This is a genomic window from Acidovorax bellezanensis, assembly GCF_025421555.1.
Lineage (GTDB): Bacteria > Pseudomonadota > Gammaproteobacteria > Burkholderiales > Burkholderiaceae_C > Comamonas > Comamonas bellezanensis.
Genome location: NZ_JAODYH010000005.1, coordinates 75,843 through 93,958 on the forward strand (window position 1 = coordinate 75,843; position 18,116 = coordinate 93,958).

Genomic DNA, 18,116 nt, shown 5'->3' on the forward strand with positions numbered 1-18,116 from the left:
GGGGGCGTCTTTTTGCCTTGGGGCGGCCCGGCGACAAAAAAAAAGCCCACCGAGGGGTGGGCTGAAATTCCAGCGATGCTGAACTTGGAGGATTCGCAAAGATTTTGGCCGGGCGCCCTGCCACCAGACAGGGCCGCCCGCGCCGGGCTGGGTTAACGCCCCCACGCTTGCTCGCTTCGCGTAGCCGCTGCCCCCCTGGGGGCCGTCGCAGCCTTGGGGCGGCCCGGCGGCTGTCTTATCGTACGTAAGCCGTTTCGCCGTGGGAGCTGATGTCCAGGCCTTGGCGCTCTTCTTCTTCGCTGACCCGCAGGCCCACCAGAAGATCCGCCACCTTGTAGGACACAAAGGCCACCGCACCCGACCAGACCACGGTCACGAGCACGCTCTTGACCTGCACCCAGACCTGATGGCCCATGGAGTAGTTGGCCGGCTCGATACCGCCCAGGCTGGCCGCGCAGAACACGCCGGTCAGGATGGCGCCGACGATACCGCCGACACCGTGCACGCCGAACACATCGAACGCATCGTCAGCCTTGAGCATGCGCTTGAGACCACCCACGCCCCACAGGCACAGGGGGCCGGCGATCAGGCCCATCACGATGGCACCCATGGGACCGACGAAGCCAGCGGCCGGCGTCACCGCCACCAGACCGGCCACGGCACCCGAAATCGCACCCAGCATCGAAGCCTTGCCCTTGTGCAGCGCTTCGCCCGCCAACCACGACAGGGTCGCGGCACCGGTCGCCAGGATGGTGTTGACGAAAGCCAGACCGGCCACGCCGTTGGCCGCACCGGCCGAGCCGGCGTTGAAGCCGAACCAGCCCACCCACAGCAGGGAAGCACCGACCATGCTCAGCGTCAGGCTGTGCGGGGCCATGGATTCCTTGCCGAAGCCCAGGCGCTTGCCCAGCACGTAGGCACCGACCAGACCGGCGATACCGGCATTGATGTGCACCACGGTGCCGCCGGCGAAGTCCAGCGCGCCGTCTTCCGCCAGCAGGCCACCGCCCCAGACCATGTGGGCCATGGGGATGTAGCTGAAGGTGAACCACAGCACGGCAAACACCAGCACGGCCGCGAACTTGATGCGCTCGGCAAACGAGCCCACGATCAGCGCCACGGTGATGGCCGCGAACGTGGCCTGGAAGGACACGAACACGTATTCAGGAATCGTCACCAGCGCGCTCGACAGCGTGTCGGGAGTGATGCCCTTGAGGAACAGCTTGTCGAAGCCGCCGAAGAACTTGCCCGCGCCACCGAAAGCCAGCGAGTAGCCGTAGATGGCCCACAGCACGGTGATCAGCGAGAAGATCACGAAGACCTGCATCAGCACCGACAGCATGTTCTTGGAGCGGCCCAGGCCGCCATAGAACAGCGCCAGGCCGGGGATGATCATCAGGATCACCAGCACGGTCGACGTCAGCATCCAGGCGGTGTCGCCGGAGTTGAGTTGGGGGGCGGCTGCCGCGGGGGCTGCGGCCTCGGCCACCACCGCCGCGACAGCGACGGCGGGAGCAGCTGCGGTTTCCTTGACGACTTCGACCACGGCCGCGGCGGCAGGCGCTTCAGCGGCAGGGGTTTGCGCCAGGGCCAGGCCGCCGGACAGGAGACTGACGCCCAGGCATAGAGATGCAAGCAATTTTTTCATGGCAATCTTTCTGATCGTACGAACGCAGGCCTCAAAGGGCTTCCTGGCCGGTCTCGCCAGTGCGGATGCGCACCACCTGTTCGAGGTGGGAGACAAAAATCTTGCCGTCGCCGATCTTGCCGGTGCGGGCCGCGGTCTCGATGGCTTCCAGCGCACGGTCGACCATGTCGTCGGCAATGGCCGCTTCGATCTTGAGCTTGGGCAGAAAGTCCACCACGTACTCCGCGCCGCGGTACAGCTCGGTATGGCCTTTTTGCCGACCGAAGCCTTTGACTTCAGTCACGGTAATGCCCTGCACGCCGATGTCGGAAAGTGCTTCACGCACTTCGTCGAGCTTGAAGGGTTTGATGATGGCGGTCACCATTTTCATGTCTTGTTCCTCCGAAAAGCGGGGCGCACCAGGCGCCCTCTCGATTACAGGGCCTTGGTCAGCGTAACCACAACGCGGTTTTTGTTGACGTCACCAAAGAAATTTTTCTTGTTCGCGCCGACCACGGCCGCGCCCAGCGACAGACCGCTGCCGAAGTCATAGGCACCGCCGACGCTGTAGTCCATGTAGTTCGGCACGCCCTGGACGTCGCTGGCAAAGCGGGTATAGCCCACGGAAGCCTTGAGCGTCACGCTGGGTGCCACTTCCTTGGCGAACGCCAGGTTGAAATAGCCGGTGTTGCGGCCGCCCACGGCGCCGAAGTACTTCTTCGAGACGGTGTGCGAATACTTGGCCGTCAGCGGACCGTAGGTCGTCGCGGCGTACAGCTCCGTCGTGTTGGCCGCGCTGCCGCCCGAGTAGACATAGGTCAGCGCGCCCAGATCCCAGTCAAGGCCGGCGCCCTGGAACTTGTAGCCGCCGTAGAAATCGGTTTCCAGCGAGTTGCCCGGCACCCAATCCACGCTGGAGTTCCAGTTGCCCACATACCAGCCCGTGTCGCCGAAGCTGTAATCAAAACCGCCTTGCAGCGCAGGCTTAACGGCCTTGCTGCGGCTGGCGTCCTGGTCCTGTCCCCGGAACTTGTAATTGCTGGTCAGGCTGACATTGGCAGTCAACTCGGCGCTGGCCAGCAAAGGCAAGGCGGCGACAAACGCGACACCGACGGTTTTCATCCAAATACGGGACATGGCGCTCTCCAGTTGTAAAAGTTTTCGACAAACACTGAAAAGCAGGAAGCGTGCCAACCAGAAACAAGCGGGCCAGCGCTGCGACGCCATGGCGCAAGCGCCCGGGCAATCCCCGACAACGCACCAATCTGGTGCGCGTCAGCCGGAATGCACCCGCGCTGACGATGCACCAAAACGGGCCTTGCACCAAGTCCGTAAATTCCCGTGCCCCCCCGCCCCAGGACAGGGCTGGGCGCGGGACAAAGGTCTGTCCCCATGTCGTCATGGCGACTGGCGGGGCCATGCTGCCAGGGAAAACACCGGAGTCCATGCCTGTTCTTGCAGACCACAATCCTGCAGATGTTGTACGACAACCGACAACAAGGAATCAGAGCGCTGGATGCAGTGGATCCCGCCTCCCCCAGAAAACCGCCGGTCCACGGCGGCTGTCGCTGGTGCGCGCTGAGCGCGTGCCGGCTTTTTTGCCACAGGGCCGCGCGAACCAGCGTGGAAGGCAGTGCCTGCCGTCCACGCGGCCCTGCGGCGGCATAACGACAACGGAGACCGCATGCGATTCCCTTCCCACCGTGTTCTTGCCACTCTGGCCCTGGCCGGACTCTCCAGCCTCGCCATGGCGCAGTCCGCCAAGCCCCTGACGCTGATCGTGCCGTTCGCGCCCGGCGGCGGCAGCGACACCAGCGCCCGCCTGATCAGCAATGCCCTGGCCACCCATCTGGGCCAGACCGTGATCATCGAGAACAAGCCGGGAGCCGCCGGCGTGATCGGCGCCGACCAGGTGGCCCGCGCCCACCCCGACGGCAGCACGGTGCTGCTGGGCAACATCGGCACCCAGTCGATCAACCCCATCCTCTACAAGAAGCTGCCCTACGACGCCAAGACCGCCTTCGCGCCGGTCAGCCTGATCGCCGAACTGCCCCAGGTGCTGCTGGTCCATCCCGGCGTTGCGGCCAAGGACGTGCCCGCGCTGATCGCCCTGCTCAAGGCCCAGCCGGGCAAGCTCAGCTACAGCACCTCCGGTGCCGGCAGCTCCATGCACCTGGCTGGCGAAATGTTCAAGAGCGCCACCCAGACCGATATCCAGCACGTGCCCTACCGTGGTGGCGGCCCGGCCATCGCCGACCTGCTCGCCGGCCATGTACAGATGTCGTTTGCCACCGTGCTGGAAAGCATGGGCCACATCAAGTCAGGCAAGCTGCGCGCCCTGGCCGTGACCGGCGCACAGCGCGTCCCCGTCCTGCCCGACGTGCCCACGGTGGCCGAGACCGTGCCCGGCTTCAAGTCCATTTCCTGGGTGGGCATTCTGGCGCCGGCCAAGACGCCGCGGATCGCCATTGACCGGCTGGCCCTGGCCATCCGCGACACCGTGGCCCAGCCCGAGATCGCCCAGAAGCTCAACGAGCAGGGCGCTGTCGCCCGGACCACCACGCCGGCACAGTTTGCCGCGATGATCCAGTCCGACCACGCGACCTACGCCCAGCTCATCGCCGACAAGGGCATCACCGCCGAATGAACCCTGGAGCGACGCCCGGGCCAGGGGCATCGCCCTGGCCAGCCGCCGCCCCGGACCGCGCCAAGCCCATGATTCATAACGCTATTTGTTGCAATTTCGCAGGACCATCACTGGCACACTGTGGCGAGTTGTTCCGCCTGGATGCACACCCATGAGCCTCGCCCTTGTTCAAAGCCGCGCCCTGCTTGGACTGCATGCGCCCCAGGTCACGGTGGAAGTGCATCTGGCCAACGGCCTGCCCAGCTTCACGCTGGTCGGCCTGGCCGATGTCGAAGTCAAGGAGGCCCGCGAGCGGGTGCGCAGCGCCCTGGTCAACGCCGGGCTCGAGTTCCCGGGCAACAAGCGCATCACGGTCAACCTGGCGCCGGCCGACCTGCCCAAGGATTCGGGGCGCTTTGACCTGCCCATCGCCGTCGGCATCCTCGCCGCCAGCGGGCAGATCGATGCAGGCCGGCTGGCCGGCTGGGAGTTCGCCGGCGAGCTGTCGCTGTCGGGCGAGCTGCGCCCGGTGCGCGGCGCACTGGCCACCAGCCTGGCGCTGCACCAGCAACGCGAACAGGTGCTGCAAGTGCTGCCGCCCGGCAGTGCCGAGGAGGCGGCCTGGGTGCCCGAGGCCCAGGTGTTTTGCGCGCGCCACCTGCTCGATGTGGTGCGCGCTTTCCTGCCCCGCGCCGAAGGCGAGGCGCTGCCCCATCCCGGCTGGCAGCAGGTGCGGGGCCAGCCGCTGGAGGCGCCCGTCACCCGTGCCGAAATGGCCGACGTCAAAGGCCAGGTCCAGGCCAAGCGGGCGCTGGAAATCGCCGCCGCCGGCGGCCACAGCCTGCTGCTGGTCGGCCCGCCGGGCGCGGGCAAGTCCATGCTGGCCCAGCGCTTCGCCGACCTGCTGCCGCCCATGTCCGTGGACGAAGCCCTGCAGACCGCCGCCCTGGCCAGCCTGGCCGGGCGCTTTTGCGTCCAGCACTGGGCCCAGCGCCCCACGGCCAGCCCGCACCATACGGCCAGCGCCGTGGCCCTGGTCGGTGGCGGCTCACCGCCGCGTCCCGGCGAAATCTCCCAGGCCCACCACGGCGTGCTGTTCCTCGATGAATTACCATTTTGACTTTTTAGCCAATATTGTCCAAAATGAAATTGGCTCGTAAATTCAATAGGTTACGAAGATGAATGCACATCTTTTGGACTTAGCAATTATCAACAACTGGTGTGCCGTCCGTAGTCACCCGTACAAGGTGTTGAGCCAAGCTTTTTTTGAAGTTTGGAACAAATGCGCGATGACGCTCGCCTTGAACGGCCAGCGGAAGTGCAGCAACCTCACACAATTCTTGGAGTGCTTCCTGCAAATTTCGGATCAGCGTGCCCCCGAGACGTTCGATGCATCATCATTTCGTGTTTGGGACCGCTATTTCAAGCAATTGCTCGGTGCAATTTGCTCCGAGAAGTTCTATTGCGCTAAACCCAGTGCGCGAGTTGCGCAAATGTCCATCTTGTTGTCGATGCGTCGGAAAATGGCCGCGGAAGTTGGAGCTCTACTGACATGGGATGCGAGCGAGTTTTCGAAATTTCCTGAAAAAACTGAACCCTTGACGCGACTCTTCGAAACAATGCCTCTCAACCCTGGAAGCGTGGTCATTTGGCAGGGGTGGCCCTGCAGATCAAAGTCGGGGGCGATGACATCCGTGAAGCTGCTGCCGCTTCATACCAGTTTCGGTGCTGAATTTACGGAAATGTTTTACGAGGCGTGTAAAGCCTATTTTGGAGCAAGGCACCGCACTAGGCTCACTGGCGCACACGCATTTTCCGAATTCATAGCCGAGACCAATCACTCTTTCACAATCGAGTCTCTTGCCGATGAGATTCAGACAACTGAGCTCTTTAAACAGATTTATGAGCACTATCTGCGCAGCGCATACAAGGATGGCGACAGCGGCGACATTGGAAGGGTGATAAATCTTTGGAGGTGCGGAGTAAAGACTTTTTTCTATGATTACGTTTTTGCTACCGGCTTGATTGCAAAACCCAAAGGCACATTTCCCATGCCGGCCCCGGTCAATCGGAAGCACGAGCCCACTCACATTCGATCCAGTCCGGATGGGGAAATCCACGAAAAACTCCTCACGCCGGTTCCACTCACAGTCAGCGATGAGGAAGCGATGCATCTGATCTTTACTCAGATCAAAAGCGACCTCGATGCTGCTAAAGAATGGGCATGGAATGAAGTAGTTCGTGTTGCACATATTTCGGAAAGACGAAAAATCCTCGCCAAACAAGGCAAGGTGCGCACCATTGAGTCAGCAGGAAGACATACTGAAAAGAGCCCGACAAGCTGGGAACATGCGGACCACCTTAAGAATGCTGCGGCGACGTACGAAAGTCATGGATATCCATGCTCACTCGATATCCACGCCCTACATCTGCTGTTTCCAAGGCCGGCTTCGCGATGGGTAGAGGAACTTGCAATTCCTGCTACCGGCGCGCTACTCCCGCATTGTGCAGTTATCGTCGGTGAGCATCCACAAATCACGCCAGCTTTTTTTGAGGAGCATCAGCTCTACAACAAAGAGCATAAGCTGAGCGGGCTCGTGCAGACTGACGGAGGTGAAATCTTAGTTGGAGACAAAAGACGCCGAGGTGCGGAGCTTGCCGAACAGCGGATTACATTAAACGAAAGGTCTGCATTCGCGCTAAAGCAAATCATCATTCTAACGACACCGCTTCGAGACTATCTTCGCATGAAAGGCGACGACAACTGGCGGTACCTCCTGCTCACAGCCGGGAAAGGTTTTGCGTACCCAAGGCGAGTCAACAGAATTGCCTCACTATCAAGCACACCGGCGAGCCTTTTGCGCTTGAAGACCAGTGCGAGGCGAGCAGGAATGAATGAGGTCGAAGCAGAGCGATTTTCAGATAGATTCTCCCTAGCAACGCTTCGTGCAAGCGCGGGAACACTGGTTTTCATAGAAACCAAGAGTGTTGAAAAGATGGCTAAGGCACTCGGACACGCAAAATACGAACCGGCCCTACTGGATCGTTATTTGCCCAAGGTTTTGCGCGATTTTTTCCAGGAGCGATGGATTCGCATCTTCCAGACGGGGATCATCGTCCAAGCACTGCAGGAGAGCAAACATTTGCTTAAGGCCAGTGGATTTTCATCAATGCGAGAAGTGGATCTTTTTTTGGGGAAGCATGCGCTCCATATACCTTTGATAGATCGAGATATTTCGGACGAACCCACTGAAGATGCTTGGTCAATCGGAGATATTAAAAAAAGACGCGAGGTAGTCTTCTCGCTGAACGAAGAAGTTCTCACTTTAATGCTTAGCATATCGTTGGCAGCTGAGCAACCGGCCCGCACTCTGTCGCCACATGCAAGGTATTGGGCAGAAATGACGAATGCACTCGTCCCCTATATACAGAGCGCATCGAATCACCGCACTGACATTCGAGAATTTCTATCTTCTGCGAAAAAAAATGCGTCTGCATCGCTTGTTGAAAACATCGCGTATGAATAGGCCCACTCAGGAGGCGCTCCTTGAGCAAGCGCTGGCCATTCTCAAAATATGTAAGCCTGGCTATGAAACTGCCCCATGGCTTAAGAGCAATTTTTACGCGGAAATTTGGAAGACGCGGAGTTCGACAATCGATTTCAGGATAAAGCTCGAAGATGGGGCTTTGTTGACTGACAGGCGTCATGAACAACTACTGCACTCGTTGAAGTACTTCCTAATCTTTCAGACTCATCCAGACCATACTAGCGGTAGAGTTTACTCGTCGGCCACTCAGAATGCGCGACTCTTAAGCGCCATTCACATATGTGAATACTTATTACTTAGGTCCGCTGAATTTGGACTTGCCGAATACGGAATACGAGCAATTTCCGAATCTCAATCCCTGATGCTAATCAAATCCATTTGTAGCCAAGAGGTCGCGGAAGGGGTCTATGATTGGTCATATAGATTGCGAAACTTTCTTATAGCTAAAGCCGCGGAACTCGAAGAAAGAGAATTTCAACATATTATTGAAAGTACGCCCACCCTACTGGCTATCCCTACGAAAGACCGACCTCTTAAAATTCCAGATAGCACACTCATTAAATGCCGCGCATGGTTATGGCGGAATAGCTTCTACCAGCACGGGTCCACTCCAGCGGGATTTTGCCATATACCCAGTACATCTCGCCTTTCGACCTTACTCTATCCCTGTGGGACTTTGAAGAGCTCCTGGATTAAGCCGTTCTACGAAGAGCTGTCGATCACAAAAGCACCGGTGGCTTACCGCGAGTTTCCAGGCGTCCCAGTTCGCGGAGAGGAGCGATCGGAGTCGGCCCCTCGCTTCTACCTGCGTGCATTGGAGTCCTTTCACCTTCTTGAGAGCGTCGGTCTTCCCACATCCAACGCACTCGCGGAATCTTCAAAAAATGTAGCATTCATTAAAAATCTCTCGCTGCACCCGCCTGGTCGCTATCGAACAGTTCCCTCTGAACTTGTGCTGCGCTCTTTCCGGAGTGCTGTGGAGTTTGCACTTGAGTACGCAGAGGAGCTCCTTGACGCATACGTTTTCTGCGCCAAGACTGCACAGGCTACGGGCGTCAGTATCCCCCAATTTTTAGAGAAAGAATCAATTTCTCAGTTCCTTGGGCCGAAGCTTACTACTATTGGAGTTAATACTTGGAGCATCGGCAGAACGGCAAGGCAGGGGTTAAACACGAGAGAATTAGGCGTGAACCGAGACGAGTTCGACACTCAATATTTTTCGAATCTTCGAGAACATAGAGGACTCTGGGACCTGCTTATGGTACTAGGGGGATGTTACTTGGTCATCCTCGGCACCTTGATGGCTCGTCGACAGGGTGAACTCATTGATCTGAAAGTCGGATCAATGTTGAATAGCAGTGGCTCCCATCTTCGCTTTAAGGCCCGCAAGAGCGGCACTGGAGACATGCGCCAAACATTGGAACGACCTATTCCTGCGTTTGCATCTGAACTGCTTCGTCTTTTAGAAAACTTTCAGGAGAGGCTTGTGGCCGGAGGTGTACTCTCCGAGACTAGTAATGCATTGATGTTCCCGAAGGAAGTGAATTCTGGATTATTAAAGGCAGGTCAGAGCTCATTCAATTTTATGTTGGATAGGTTTTGCGATTTCTTTCAAACAGAAATCGACAAGAATGGGCGGCGCTTCTACTTAAGACAGCACCAGTTGCGTCGCTTCTTTGCCATGCTTTTTTTCTGGGGAAACTCTTTCTCTGGACTAGATGTACTTCGCTGGTTTATGGGCCACTCTGATGCAGAACACTTGTACCACTACATTTCTGAGAGCACGCCTGGCCATGTATTGCGTGGAGTAAAGGCTGATTTTGTGGTGGAGCATGCGAAAGCGCACGATCCGCAAACACTGCCGCTCCTTGATTTCATCGAAAACCATTTTGGAACACGAGAAGTTTTACTTCTTGATTCAGATGAATTGGGTGAGTTTATCGAAGAATTGCTTGCCAATGGTAGCGTCACCGTAGAGCCGCACTTCATGCGAGGAACAGGAGGAACAACTTACGAAGTGTTGATATGTGTTAGCGATAATGCTCAATAATTATTCCATGACTGATAGGACTTCGTCTTCAGAGTGCTTGGCAGCTCTATTACAAGAGCTCATTGCCTCGCCCTCTGACTTTCTCGATGCCCCCGTTACGAAGGCACTCCGAAGCCAAGGTGCTCTTGCTGCATTCAGTGACACAACTCGCGGCATCACCGGGTCTTCTTTGAACACGTTCAAGCGAACGGCCCGAGCGCTCCCAGGGGGCTTCCAAGGCTTCGACGGATTAAGACAGCTAGCCATTGAACAGATTCAAGTAACGCAACGCGAGCAATCACAACGTCGCAAGACAACACGGGCCGCGTTGAAGGATAAAGTTGACGCTCTGACGTCGCAACGTTCAGACTTAGAGCAGGATTTAATGTTGTTAACTCGGATGCTGGAGTTAGCTTTGCGCCAGGGTCAGCGCTACGCGGAGCAGTCTCACGACCAGAGTGTGATAGAGCGCTGCCGCAGGGAGCAGAGAGAGATTTTTGACATGATGAGTCTGCAGCGAGCATTGCTGCCTAGGCTGCGATTGGTCTAAGTCAATGGAAAATCAGCTTACCAGCCTGACGAAGCTCGACTTCAAACTACCCATCGCCTCCGACTACCGATCAAGGCATGTCGAAACTGTCCCTGCGGACAACATTCCTATGCTTCACTGGCCAAACGGTTCTTGGTGCCTTCCAGCAAATCTATTCATGCAGGAGCTTTGGATTCGAGGGCTTTCTCGCCGAACGAGAGGTGGAACGCTCGGAACATATGCAGGTTATCTCACCCATTTATTACGCTTTTGCTACCGAGGTCGAGTAGATTTTCACGAACTCAACGACGCGGCTATTCATCGCTTCACGCTGGGACTGCGAGGTAAACTATTGGAGCCAGTAGGGCAACGTCGACGCGATGACAACACCGTGCGCGCTATATGTAGTCTCTGCCTGGAGTTTTTGAATTGGCTAGGTCAGTTTAGACGTGATCCAGATTTTATCGGTGTAAACGGTAGGATTCGAGCTGAAAGGAGGGAATCACCTTGGCACGACTCGAGACCTGGAGGGAGAGGTGCTAGGAAGTCTTGGTACTGGCATCACGCATCCATCCCGCTGCCAGACCCCTACCATCGGCGTTTGCCAATTTCATCCGAAGCAATAGAAAAGTTACGCGTAGCTGCCGTTAGGTGCAGCTCTTCAGTTCATCAAAGGGTTCGTCGGCTTGCGATGCTCACAACTCTTGAGGTCACGGGCGGACGACGTGTAGAGGTTGTTTCGCTTAGAGTCGAAGATGTTCTGTCCGCTGCTCGGGAAAAATCTGGAGACCTTCGCCTTCTTACAGTAAAAAGGCGCGGCGGAAAAGAAGACCATCGTTTTGTTCCAGTATCCGCTGCAGACATCAACTTTCTCGTCAACTTCATCCGGGTAAATCGAAGAGCAATCATTCGTCGGACGATAAAGAGTGAGAACGACCATGGCTATGTCTTTGTGAACTCCGTCACTGGCATGCCACTCAACGCAAATACCATCACTCAAGAAATTTCCCTGCTTGCGAAAGCTGCAGAGCTAATTTCTGTTACTTGCGCTCATATGTTTCGCCACCGGTATATCACCAAGATATTTATTCAACTAATAGAACAGCACAATATAGAGCATAAGGATGATCTAAGAAAACTTTTGATGAGCGGGACTGCATTGAAGCAAAAGCTGATGGAATGGAGTGGCCATCGAAATATGGCCTCACTCGACCATTATGTAGACTTAGCCTTCGAAGAGATCAGTCATATTCGGGCCTCCATCGGTAAATTGATCACCCGACGCGAACTTGAGGGCGTACAAGACGCATTGCGTGACATGGCAATTGAAGCGGAGAACGGCACGCTCATAGTCGACCCCGCCCGGTTGCGCGCCCTTGCTTCCACTCTGGCTGCAACTTCCTCAACTGCAACGGATAAATAGCAGAAATAGCACCGACGCGCATCGTCGGAAGGTTGATGACTATCGTGTAGTTGTCTGCCGTCAAGCAGAACATCAGCTATGGCCTATCAGGTCGTTGGGGCCGACATACTCAAAATTAATATTTTCGACAGCCCCGGTAGCCGTCGCGATAGTAAGCCCAATAGCATTCTGATTGAACGCATACCCAATCTTGCCAACCTTCCGGAAATCCGCTGTGTAGATCAAGTCTTCCTTGCCCGGGCCCCCACCAAGGCGCAGCGGAGCATCAGGAGGCATTGGCACACCAAACCACGTGACGGGTCCAGTGTAAGTAGTTGCCGTCCAAGGAGCGGTATAGCCGGCCCCGTGCGGCGCAGTGAAATCAACCCAGAGTTCGTGCGATTCCACGGTAGGCCAACCGAGGTTGTCTTTCAACACCTGAATCTTCGGAGAAGCTAGCCAATTCCGCATACCGGCCATTGCGTCAAAATCTGCCCCCGTGGCGGCCACGGCCTGGATCGCTCCAAGCCGCGATGCGAAACCAGCCTTGATGAGGAGGGAGGCCGCGACCGACAAGGTACCTGTTTCGACTGCCGCTACGGCGTGCCCGCTCCCGTAATTGGCCACCGTGAGGTCATCCGAGAACAAGTCTTGGTGAGCTTCAGCTCTTACCCGCACGGCCTCCATGGCCCATGGGAGGTTATAGACGAAAGCATGCTCAATAAGGGACACCGCGTCATCAGGGTCGTCGATGCCGATTTGCGGCACAGGCAATCCTCGAAGCCACAATCCAAGAATCTGCCTCCAGTTATCCGGCAGCTTCTTCGGCGTGAAGGGCGGAATTTCCAGCGCAATTTCTGCGAAGCCTATGATGGCTTCTACGGCTCGATCAGGCTCACCGGCATCCACCGCAAGGTTCGCTTGGAGGAGCAGATGCTCGAGCTCCTCCGCCTTATTGTCGAGAACCTGCCCCGTAGCAAGCCCCACGCCGGCAAGAAAGTAGCCGCGGCGCTGGGAGGGCGTGGAGCCTGCCCAGATGAGCTTGGCGCGTGCCTTTAATCCACCGATTAAGGCTGCACGTACTCCCTCGCTTCGCCGCGAAAGCCGACGCATGAACAACGATGATGTCAACACTTCGTCGAGCTTCGCCGCTACCTCATCATCCGCAATTTGAGTGTCCCCGAGCAAGCTAAAGATGGCGGTATCGAGGCTCGTCAAATGCCGCGGCCAGTCCACAGCAGCCTCAGCCGCAAGCCGCTTCCTTTCACCGCTAAATACTGGGAAGTCCCACCCACCTTGCCCCGCGACGTACTCGAGCAAAGTGGACACATCGTTCGTCCCAAGCTTCTTCACCATCCGCACGAGCAAAGACATCAAAAGCCGCAGGATGCCACTCTCCATCTCCCGCCCTTTGTCGCTACTAATCAGTTGTGTCCACGCGCTACGTCGCTTGTCGTGGTCGCCGAACATCGGATACAGCACTAATCCTTCAATGTCGACATATGCACGACCTGCACGGCCCACAACGTTTCGGAACTCTGATTCGGCGATCGTTTCGCCGTCTCGTGCATGACCATGGAACACCAGACTCGACGCTGAAAGATTCAGACCTTGTGCGAGCGTCGGCGAAGAAATGGTCAGTCTGAGCGCGCCCTCCCGGAGCAGCTTTTCCACTTCTTTCCTGAACGGAGTCGGCAGTTCCCCATGATGCACGGCAATGCCTAGGCGAAGGCACTGAAGAATCTCATGGTTGGGGCCGAACCATTCGGCCCCAACCGCAAGCGCGGAGGCCAGAACTAAGGTCGGTTGGGCCAGCACGGAAGAAATCAGCCCATCCTGATGCAACTTGATGATGCGCTTTGCGAAAGGGATGACAGACACTCGCAGGGGGCAGAAGACCAGTACCGATTGCCCATCCTCCATCAATCGCCAAGCGCTAAAAATGCACAGGTCAGTCTGCGAGGAGGGGTAAACCTTCGCGTTCTTTCGCGTCGTCAAGGTCTTGCCAACTACAAACTTCTGGACAAAGGGATGCTCGTCACCAACAACGATTTTTAATTGAGCAAGGCTGGTGTTTGGGTCCCAATCTACCTCGCCAAATCGCAAGCGCGTCGGGCGCCAGTCGTTCTTGATGAGTCCGTCAGGTCGGTCAAAGGTAAGCCAAGCCGTGAAATCCGCGAGTTGCTCGCCCTCAGGTAGGATTGCTGAGAGGCAGACAATCCGCCTAGTGGCTGCGTCCGAACGTCTTAATAGCCGCTGAATTTGGGCCTCGTACCGAACTTCACGCTCCCCCAAACCAATCATGTGGCCCTCGTCCAAGACTACCAGTCCAATACTGTCCAACAGTTCAGGGTCGCTTCGGAGTGCAAAGTCCAGCTTCTCTGGAGTCGAAACGACGATATCCAGAGACCGGAGGGCGTCTACATCTGCACCACTTGCGCCGATGCTGCCGTACAAACTTGAAACGGTCTTCCCGAGAGGTCCGAAGGTGCGCCGAAGCGTTACCTCGGTCTGCGCAGACAGGGCTCGCAACGGCGTTACAAAGACCACCCGCTTACCGCGTGCGAGACAGGCCAGAATGCAAAGTTCAGCAATACGTGTCTTGCCCGCACTAGTCGGCAACGACAACACCAAGTTGGAATCTACGTCGAGCACGCGCTGCGCCGCTTCCAGTTGCGATGGCCAGAGTTCAATTTCTGCACGGCGACGGCGCATCAGCGACGCGATAAACAGCTTTCTCAGCTGCACCCAGTTGCCCACATCGACGCCCGCGGGCCCTTGGCTCGGAAGCAGCACATGGAAGCTGCTTCCCCAAAGCCCGTCGACAATGTGAACGGCCAGCCGATGGGCCCACCATTGACTGACAAGATTCAATTCTCCAGCGACCGACAGTCCCTCCCGCAGACGCGCTTGGGCTTGCTCAATCAACAGTTTTTCTCCGCGTTCCAGGGCAAGCAATGTCTGAAACATTGCGGAAAGGAAGTTCCCCTCAAGTGCGCGCGTCATCGCCTCGATAACGCCGCCCCCGTCGGAGCTACCTTCGTCCTCGGTGCCATCAGTCTCGGCAACCGTCTCAAAAACAGCTATCAAGCTGCCGTCCGAACCGACATCCGATGCAAACCACCCGGAAACAGCTGCATTGACCCCCTCAAGGTCTCGGAGCATCAGCTTGGCCAAACAGAGTTCGACAACCGAAAGATTTGCCTCTCCGAGGCCTTCATACAGTAACGAATAGGCTCGAGCCGAGTAGCGGCCTAGGTGATAGGCTGCGCCCGCAACCAAGCGGTGGAAGTCGCGGTTCTCGTCGACCTCACCTCGGGCTACTACCGCTTCGATGGACTCTGCAGCGACCTCGAATGCCACCCTGGCGAGCCCGAAATCCCCTCCTAGGTCCAAGTATCTCAGTCCATGAAGCAGAAGCGAGTACCCGAAGGATAGGAGGTCGCCCGACAGCTCCGGACTGAAGTTAGGTGCATCAATGGGCAAAAGCCCAGCGCGCCAAATCATTCCTCGGGCCTGCCCTCTCGCCAGCAACTGCTGTCGATACCCCGGTGCCACAGCCGCTTCAATATTGGCGCGCAGTTCTTCTAGAGTGGTGGCCATCAGCCCTCCACCGCCGCGAACACGGCATTGATGAAGTCCTTGTGATTTTCCACCCGAAGGCCAACATAGTGTTGTGCTGCCTCGCCAGCGTATGTATTCAGGTTGGTAGCCAGCAGCGTTGAAGCGTCGTTGCCAGAAAATGCAAACAGCATGTGGGTGACTTGCGAGGGCTTCAGGCTGCGCTTGAGTTGCGCGTCGTCCAACGCGTCGCGGAGAGGTTTGTCACTTGCTTCATCCAGTCGGTCCGCTACGAAACTCATAGCATGAGGAGATGGAAGCTCTCCATAGGCAGAGAGTGCACCGCGAGCAGCAGCGATGACGGAGGCTGGCATCCTGGCGCGGCTTTTGGCCTCTGCCTTGAGAACTTTGAGTCCAGTCGCCCCCTCGCCAAGGCTGAACGCCAGCACATCGTCCCCCCGCATAGCCATATTTCGATGGTCTTTCCAGCGGAGACGCTTGATACCGAGTTTGAACGAAGTGCCCTCATGCACGAAGGTCGTGCACAGGATTTCGCCCAAGTCACCGGACTTGAGGGGTAGCGAGGTGGGCAGCTTCTCCGCTACGTATGCAGCGACAGCGCTCCGCCCGAGACGGTTGAGCAGTTGCGCGAGACGGCCCGGCATCACGTAGTGGTCCGGAATCATCTCTGCGACTATCCCCACGGCTTCACCCAGCTTCTGTGGGTCTGCGTTTAGAGCCTGCAATTTGTGGTTTGCCGCAGGTATTTCTGCTTGAGTGCACCACTCGGCGAATCGAGTCATTTAGAGCCTCCTATGTGCTTCAAGCTGTATGTCCTAGCCGCCTCTAAGCTGACTGCCACCGGCCGGTAGATGAGCCTGCAATAAAAGCAAATTCAGAAACAACTTGAAGCATCATAGCTACGAGTGGTCAGAGGCACTGCTTGACCTGCTGCGCCACGCCCCGCGTGCCTACTATTGACCGGGCTGACGCATACTTCTGTCATAGCTAACCGCAGGAAAGTCAGCTCCACAGCTGACCAGCGCCAACCAGCTCTCAAGTGCTGGGGATTCCGTGTCGCTCAAACAGCGACCGGAAAAACTCATAGACAAGCTTGGAAGGTTCAGGTCCTTGCAGCTCTGCCCCTCCAAACCGATAGACCTCATAACCAGCAAGCCGGAGCGCCCGGTCTCCAGCGGCCATTCGCGCGTATTTCTGAGGCTCGGCACGGCCGGATACATCAGCGTAGTGTTGCGCTCCGTCGACCTCTATTACGACCCTCGCCCCTCCAGGCAAGAGCATTAGAAAGTCCATCCGGTGAGTTAGTAAGGCGGCAGGCCCTCGGCTTGCCACCGTCTTGGGGTCCCAATGCAGCCAGACCTCTGGAAGCAGCGCTGGCAACCGATGGACGGATTCGCGAAACGTCTTGAAAAACGTTCGAAACAACAACCGTTGCGGTGGAGACGACTCCGGCAGGCATGCCTGGAGTCGTAAAAAAAGAGCTTGCCGAGCTTTGGCAGCATCTGATTCTGTCGTAAGTTCGCTCCACCACAGTTGTAGTTCGCTCCACCGCAGCCCATCAGTACTTATGGGCCTGTCATAGACAAGGACGGCGTCCTGATTCGACACAATCTCGATATCATTATTAATTGCATCAATAAACCGGATGTCGGGCTTAGCCGACGACGCAAAGATGAGGTTCTTAGCTCGCCCCCGCGGTGACCTGAGCGAAGTGACGGTGAAGACTGGATAACCGCCGTCCATCGATGTTTGCCGTAGCTCGGCCCCAATAGACTGCAGAATTGGATTAATCGCCCTAACAAAAACATCCTGAGCTTCCGCATCAACTTGCACGTCCGCCGACACAAGTTTTTCCAGCAGTAACCCAAACCTGCGATGCGGAAGATCGAACGCACGCAGCTCCTCAAATAGACGTTCAACATCCGCATCTTCTGAGTTCCGTACGAAATGTTTGTGAGCAAACTCCAGCACACCATTTCTCTGACCAGTGAATATGAATCTTAGGTCTTCTGGAATAACGAACACGTCCTGAAGGGCTTGTGCGAAATGGTCCCAATGCGCAAACAACTTGACGCTGTTCAGCATGCGTGCAATGTCGCGGCGGCTACGCTTTGAAATCTCGATAAATGGCAGGTGAGACCAGAGGATTTCTTGTACCTGATCTCGTAATTCACCACCGATGGTGCGCTGCTCAATCAACCTTTGTGCAAAGTCTGGCAGGTCAACATCCGGAAGAGCGTCAAAGGCGGCATGGAGTCGCCCACGCTTGTCACTGCCATCTGCCGGGACAGGCAGACCAATCGATGTACAAAACTCCCGCATTGTGCCGTTGGTGCATGCGTCCTTCATGTTGCCCACGGCAGGGCGCAGAAGCTTACGAAGGTTCACTACTGTATTCATGAAGAAAATAATGCCGTATTTACTCGACGAGTGCTGGCTCCTGCTTGCACGGTAGAAAAGGTCATGTCACGTTCGGTCTCGATGCTGACGTTATGGAACGGTGCAACCTGGCTCTCCGCAGCAACATCGGCCCCATAAGATGGCGCGCGTCCATTGCTGAAGAACGCACGTAGCGTCCCAGATGCTTCGTCGTGCTCATCGGGTTGAGAGGCTTGGCGAGCTGGGCGCATAATTGGTTCATGGTTCATTGACTTCCTCCTCCTCGAATCGACGCTCAAAAGTTGCTTTGATTGTGACAGGCTCGTCGGTTGTCTGCGTTGCATCCAAATGCGCCACGCCATCTTCTCGGTTGAATTATTTTTAACGGTTTAAT

The 18,116-nt window shown here is 56.7% G+C and carries 11 protein-coding genes and 1 pseudogene; 5 read left to right on the plus strand and 7 right to left on the minus strand.

The genetic code is table 11. The annotated features are described in order from the left end of the window. Positions 1 to 235 precede the first annotated feature (235 nt). The 3 genes from N0K08_RS11885 to N0K08_RS11895 are packed head-to-tail and all read right to left on the minus strand — an operon-like array spanning position 236 to position 2,764. Positions 236 to 1,648 (minus strand): ammonium transporter, encoded by a 1,413-nt coding sequence (locus N0K08_RS11885; RefSeq protein ID WP_261500568.1) that lies wholly within the window; start codon positions 1,646 to 1,648, stop codon positions 236 to 238. A 31-nt stretch (positions 1,649 to 1,679) separates the two neighbouring features. Continuing rightward, positions 1,680 to 2,018 (minus strand): P-II family nitrogen regulator, encoded by a 339-nt coding sequence (gene glnK / locus N0K08_RS11890; protein WP_261500569.1) that lies wholly within the window; start codon positions 2,016 to 2,018, stop codon positions 1,680 to 1,682. Between the two features lie 44 nt (positions 2,019 to 2,062). Then, entirely contained in the window at positions 2,063 to 2,764 is a 702-nt protein-coding gene (locus N0K08_RS11895) for a TorF family putative porin (RefSeq protein WP_261500571.1), read from the minus strand. A 547-nt stretch (positions 2,765 to 3,311) separates the two neighbouring features. On the opposite strand from N0K08_RS11895, the gene N0K08_RS11900 reads away from it, so the two are divergent. The 5 genes and pseudogenes from N0K08_RS11900 to N0K08_RS11920 all read left to right on the plus strand — a co-directional run bounded on the left by N0K08_RS11900 (position 3,312) and on the right by N0K08_RS11920 (position 11,782). Continuing rightward, positions 3,312 to 4,274 carry a Bug family tripartite tricarboxylate transporter substrate binding protein gene (locus N0K08_RS11900; protein WP_261500572.1) on the plus strand — a complete coding sequence of 321 codons (963 nt, stop codon included), beginning with the start codon at positions 3,312 to 3,314 and terminating at the stop codon, positions 4,272 to 4,274. Between the two features lie 151 nt (positions 4,275 to 4,425). Further along, a pseudogene (locus N0K08_RS11905) lies at positions 4,426 to 5,367 on the plus strand (YifB family Mg chelatase-like AAA ATPase); the annotation flags it as partial. Positions 5,368 to 5,431: 64 nt separating this feature from the next. Next, positions 5,432 to 7,780, plus strand: coding sequence for a hypothetical protein (locus N0K08_RS11910; RefSeq protein ID WP_261500573.1), 2,349 nt, complete (start codon positions 5,432 to 5,434; stop codon positions 7,778 to 7,780). A gap of 697 nt (positions 7,781 to 8,477) precedes the next feature. Further along, entirely contained in the window at positions 8,478 to 9,851 is a 1,374-nt protein-coding gene (locus N0K08_RS11915) for a type 1 periplasmic-binding domain-containing protein (RefSeq protein WP_261500574.1), read from the plus strand. 686 nt (positions 9,852 to 10,537) lie between these two features. After that, complete coding sequence (locus N0K08_RS11920; protein ID WP_261500887.1) at positions 10,538 to 11,782, plus strand: tyrosine-type recombinase/integrase; 1,245 nt, start codon at positions 10,538 to 10,540, stop codon at positions 11,780 to 11,782. Positions 11,783 to 11,854: 72 nt separating this feature from the next. Here the strand turns inward: N0K08_RS11920 and N0K08_RS11925 are convergent, their stop codons facing one another. The 4 genes from N0K08_RS11925 to N0K08_RS11940 all read right to left on the minus strand — a co-directional run bounded on the left by N0K08_RS11925 (position 11,855) and on the right by N0K08_RS11940 (position 17,991). Beyond that, positions 11,855 to 15,364: a DEAD/DEAH box helicase gene (locus N0K08_RS11925; RefSeq protein ID WP_261500575.1), complete on the minus strand. Its 3,510-nt coding sequence runs from the start codon at positions 15,362 to 15,364 to the stop codon at positions 11,855 to 11,857. After that, on the minus strand, positions 15,364 to 16,125 hold the full coding sequence (locus N0K08_RS11930; protein ID WP_261500576.1) for a DUF1837 domain-containing protein: 762 nt from the start codon (positions 16,123 to 16,125) through the stop codon (positions 15,364 to 15,366). Before N0K08_RS11930 ends, N0K08_RS11925 begins: the two co-directional genes overlap by 1 nt. A gap of 253 nt (positions 16,126 to 16,378) precedes the next feature. Beyond that, complete coding sequence (locus tag N0K08_RS11935) at positions 16,379 to 17,743, minus strand: AbiJ-related protein (RefSeq protein WP_261500577.1); 1,365 nt, start codon at positions 17,741 to 17,743, stop codon at positions 16,379 to 16,381. Continuing rightward, a complete protein-coding gene (locus N0K08_RS11940) occupies positions 17,740 to 17,991 on the minus strand; it encodes a hypothetical protein (RefSeq protein WP_261500578.1) in 252 nt (83 codons plus the stop codon). Before N0K08_RS11940 ends, N0K08_RS11935 begins: the two co-directional genes overlap by 4 nt. Positions 17,992 to 18,116: the final 125 nt, after the last annotated feature.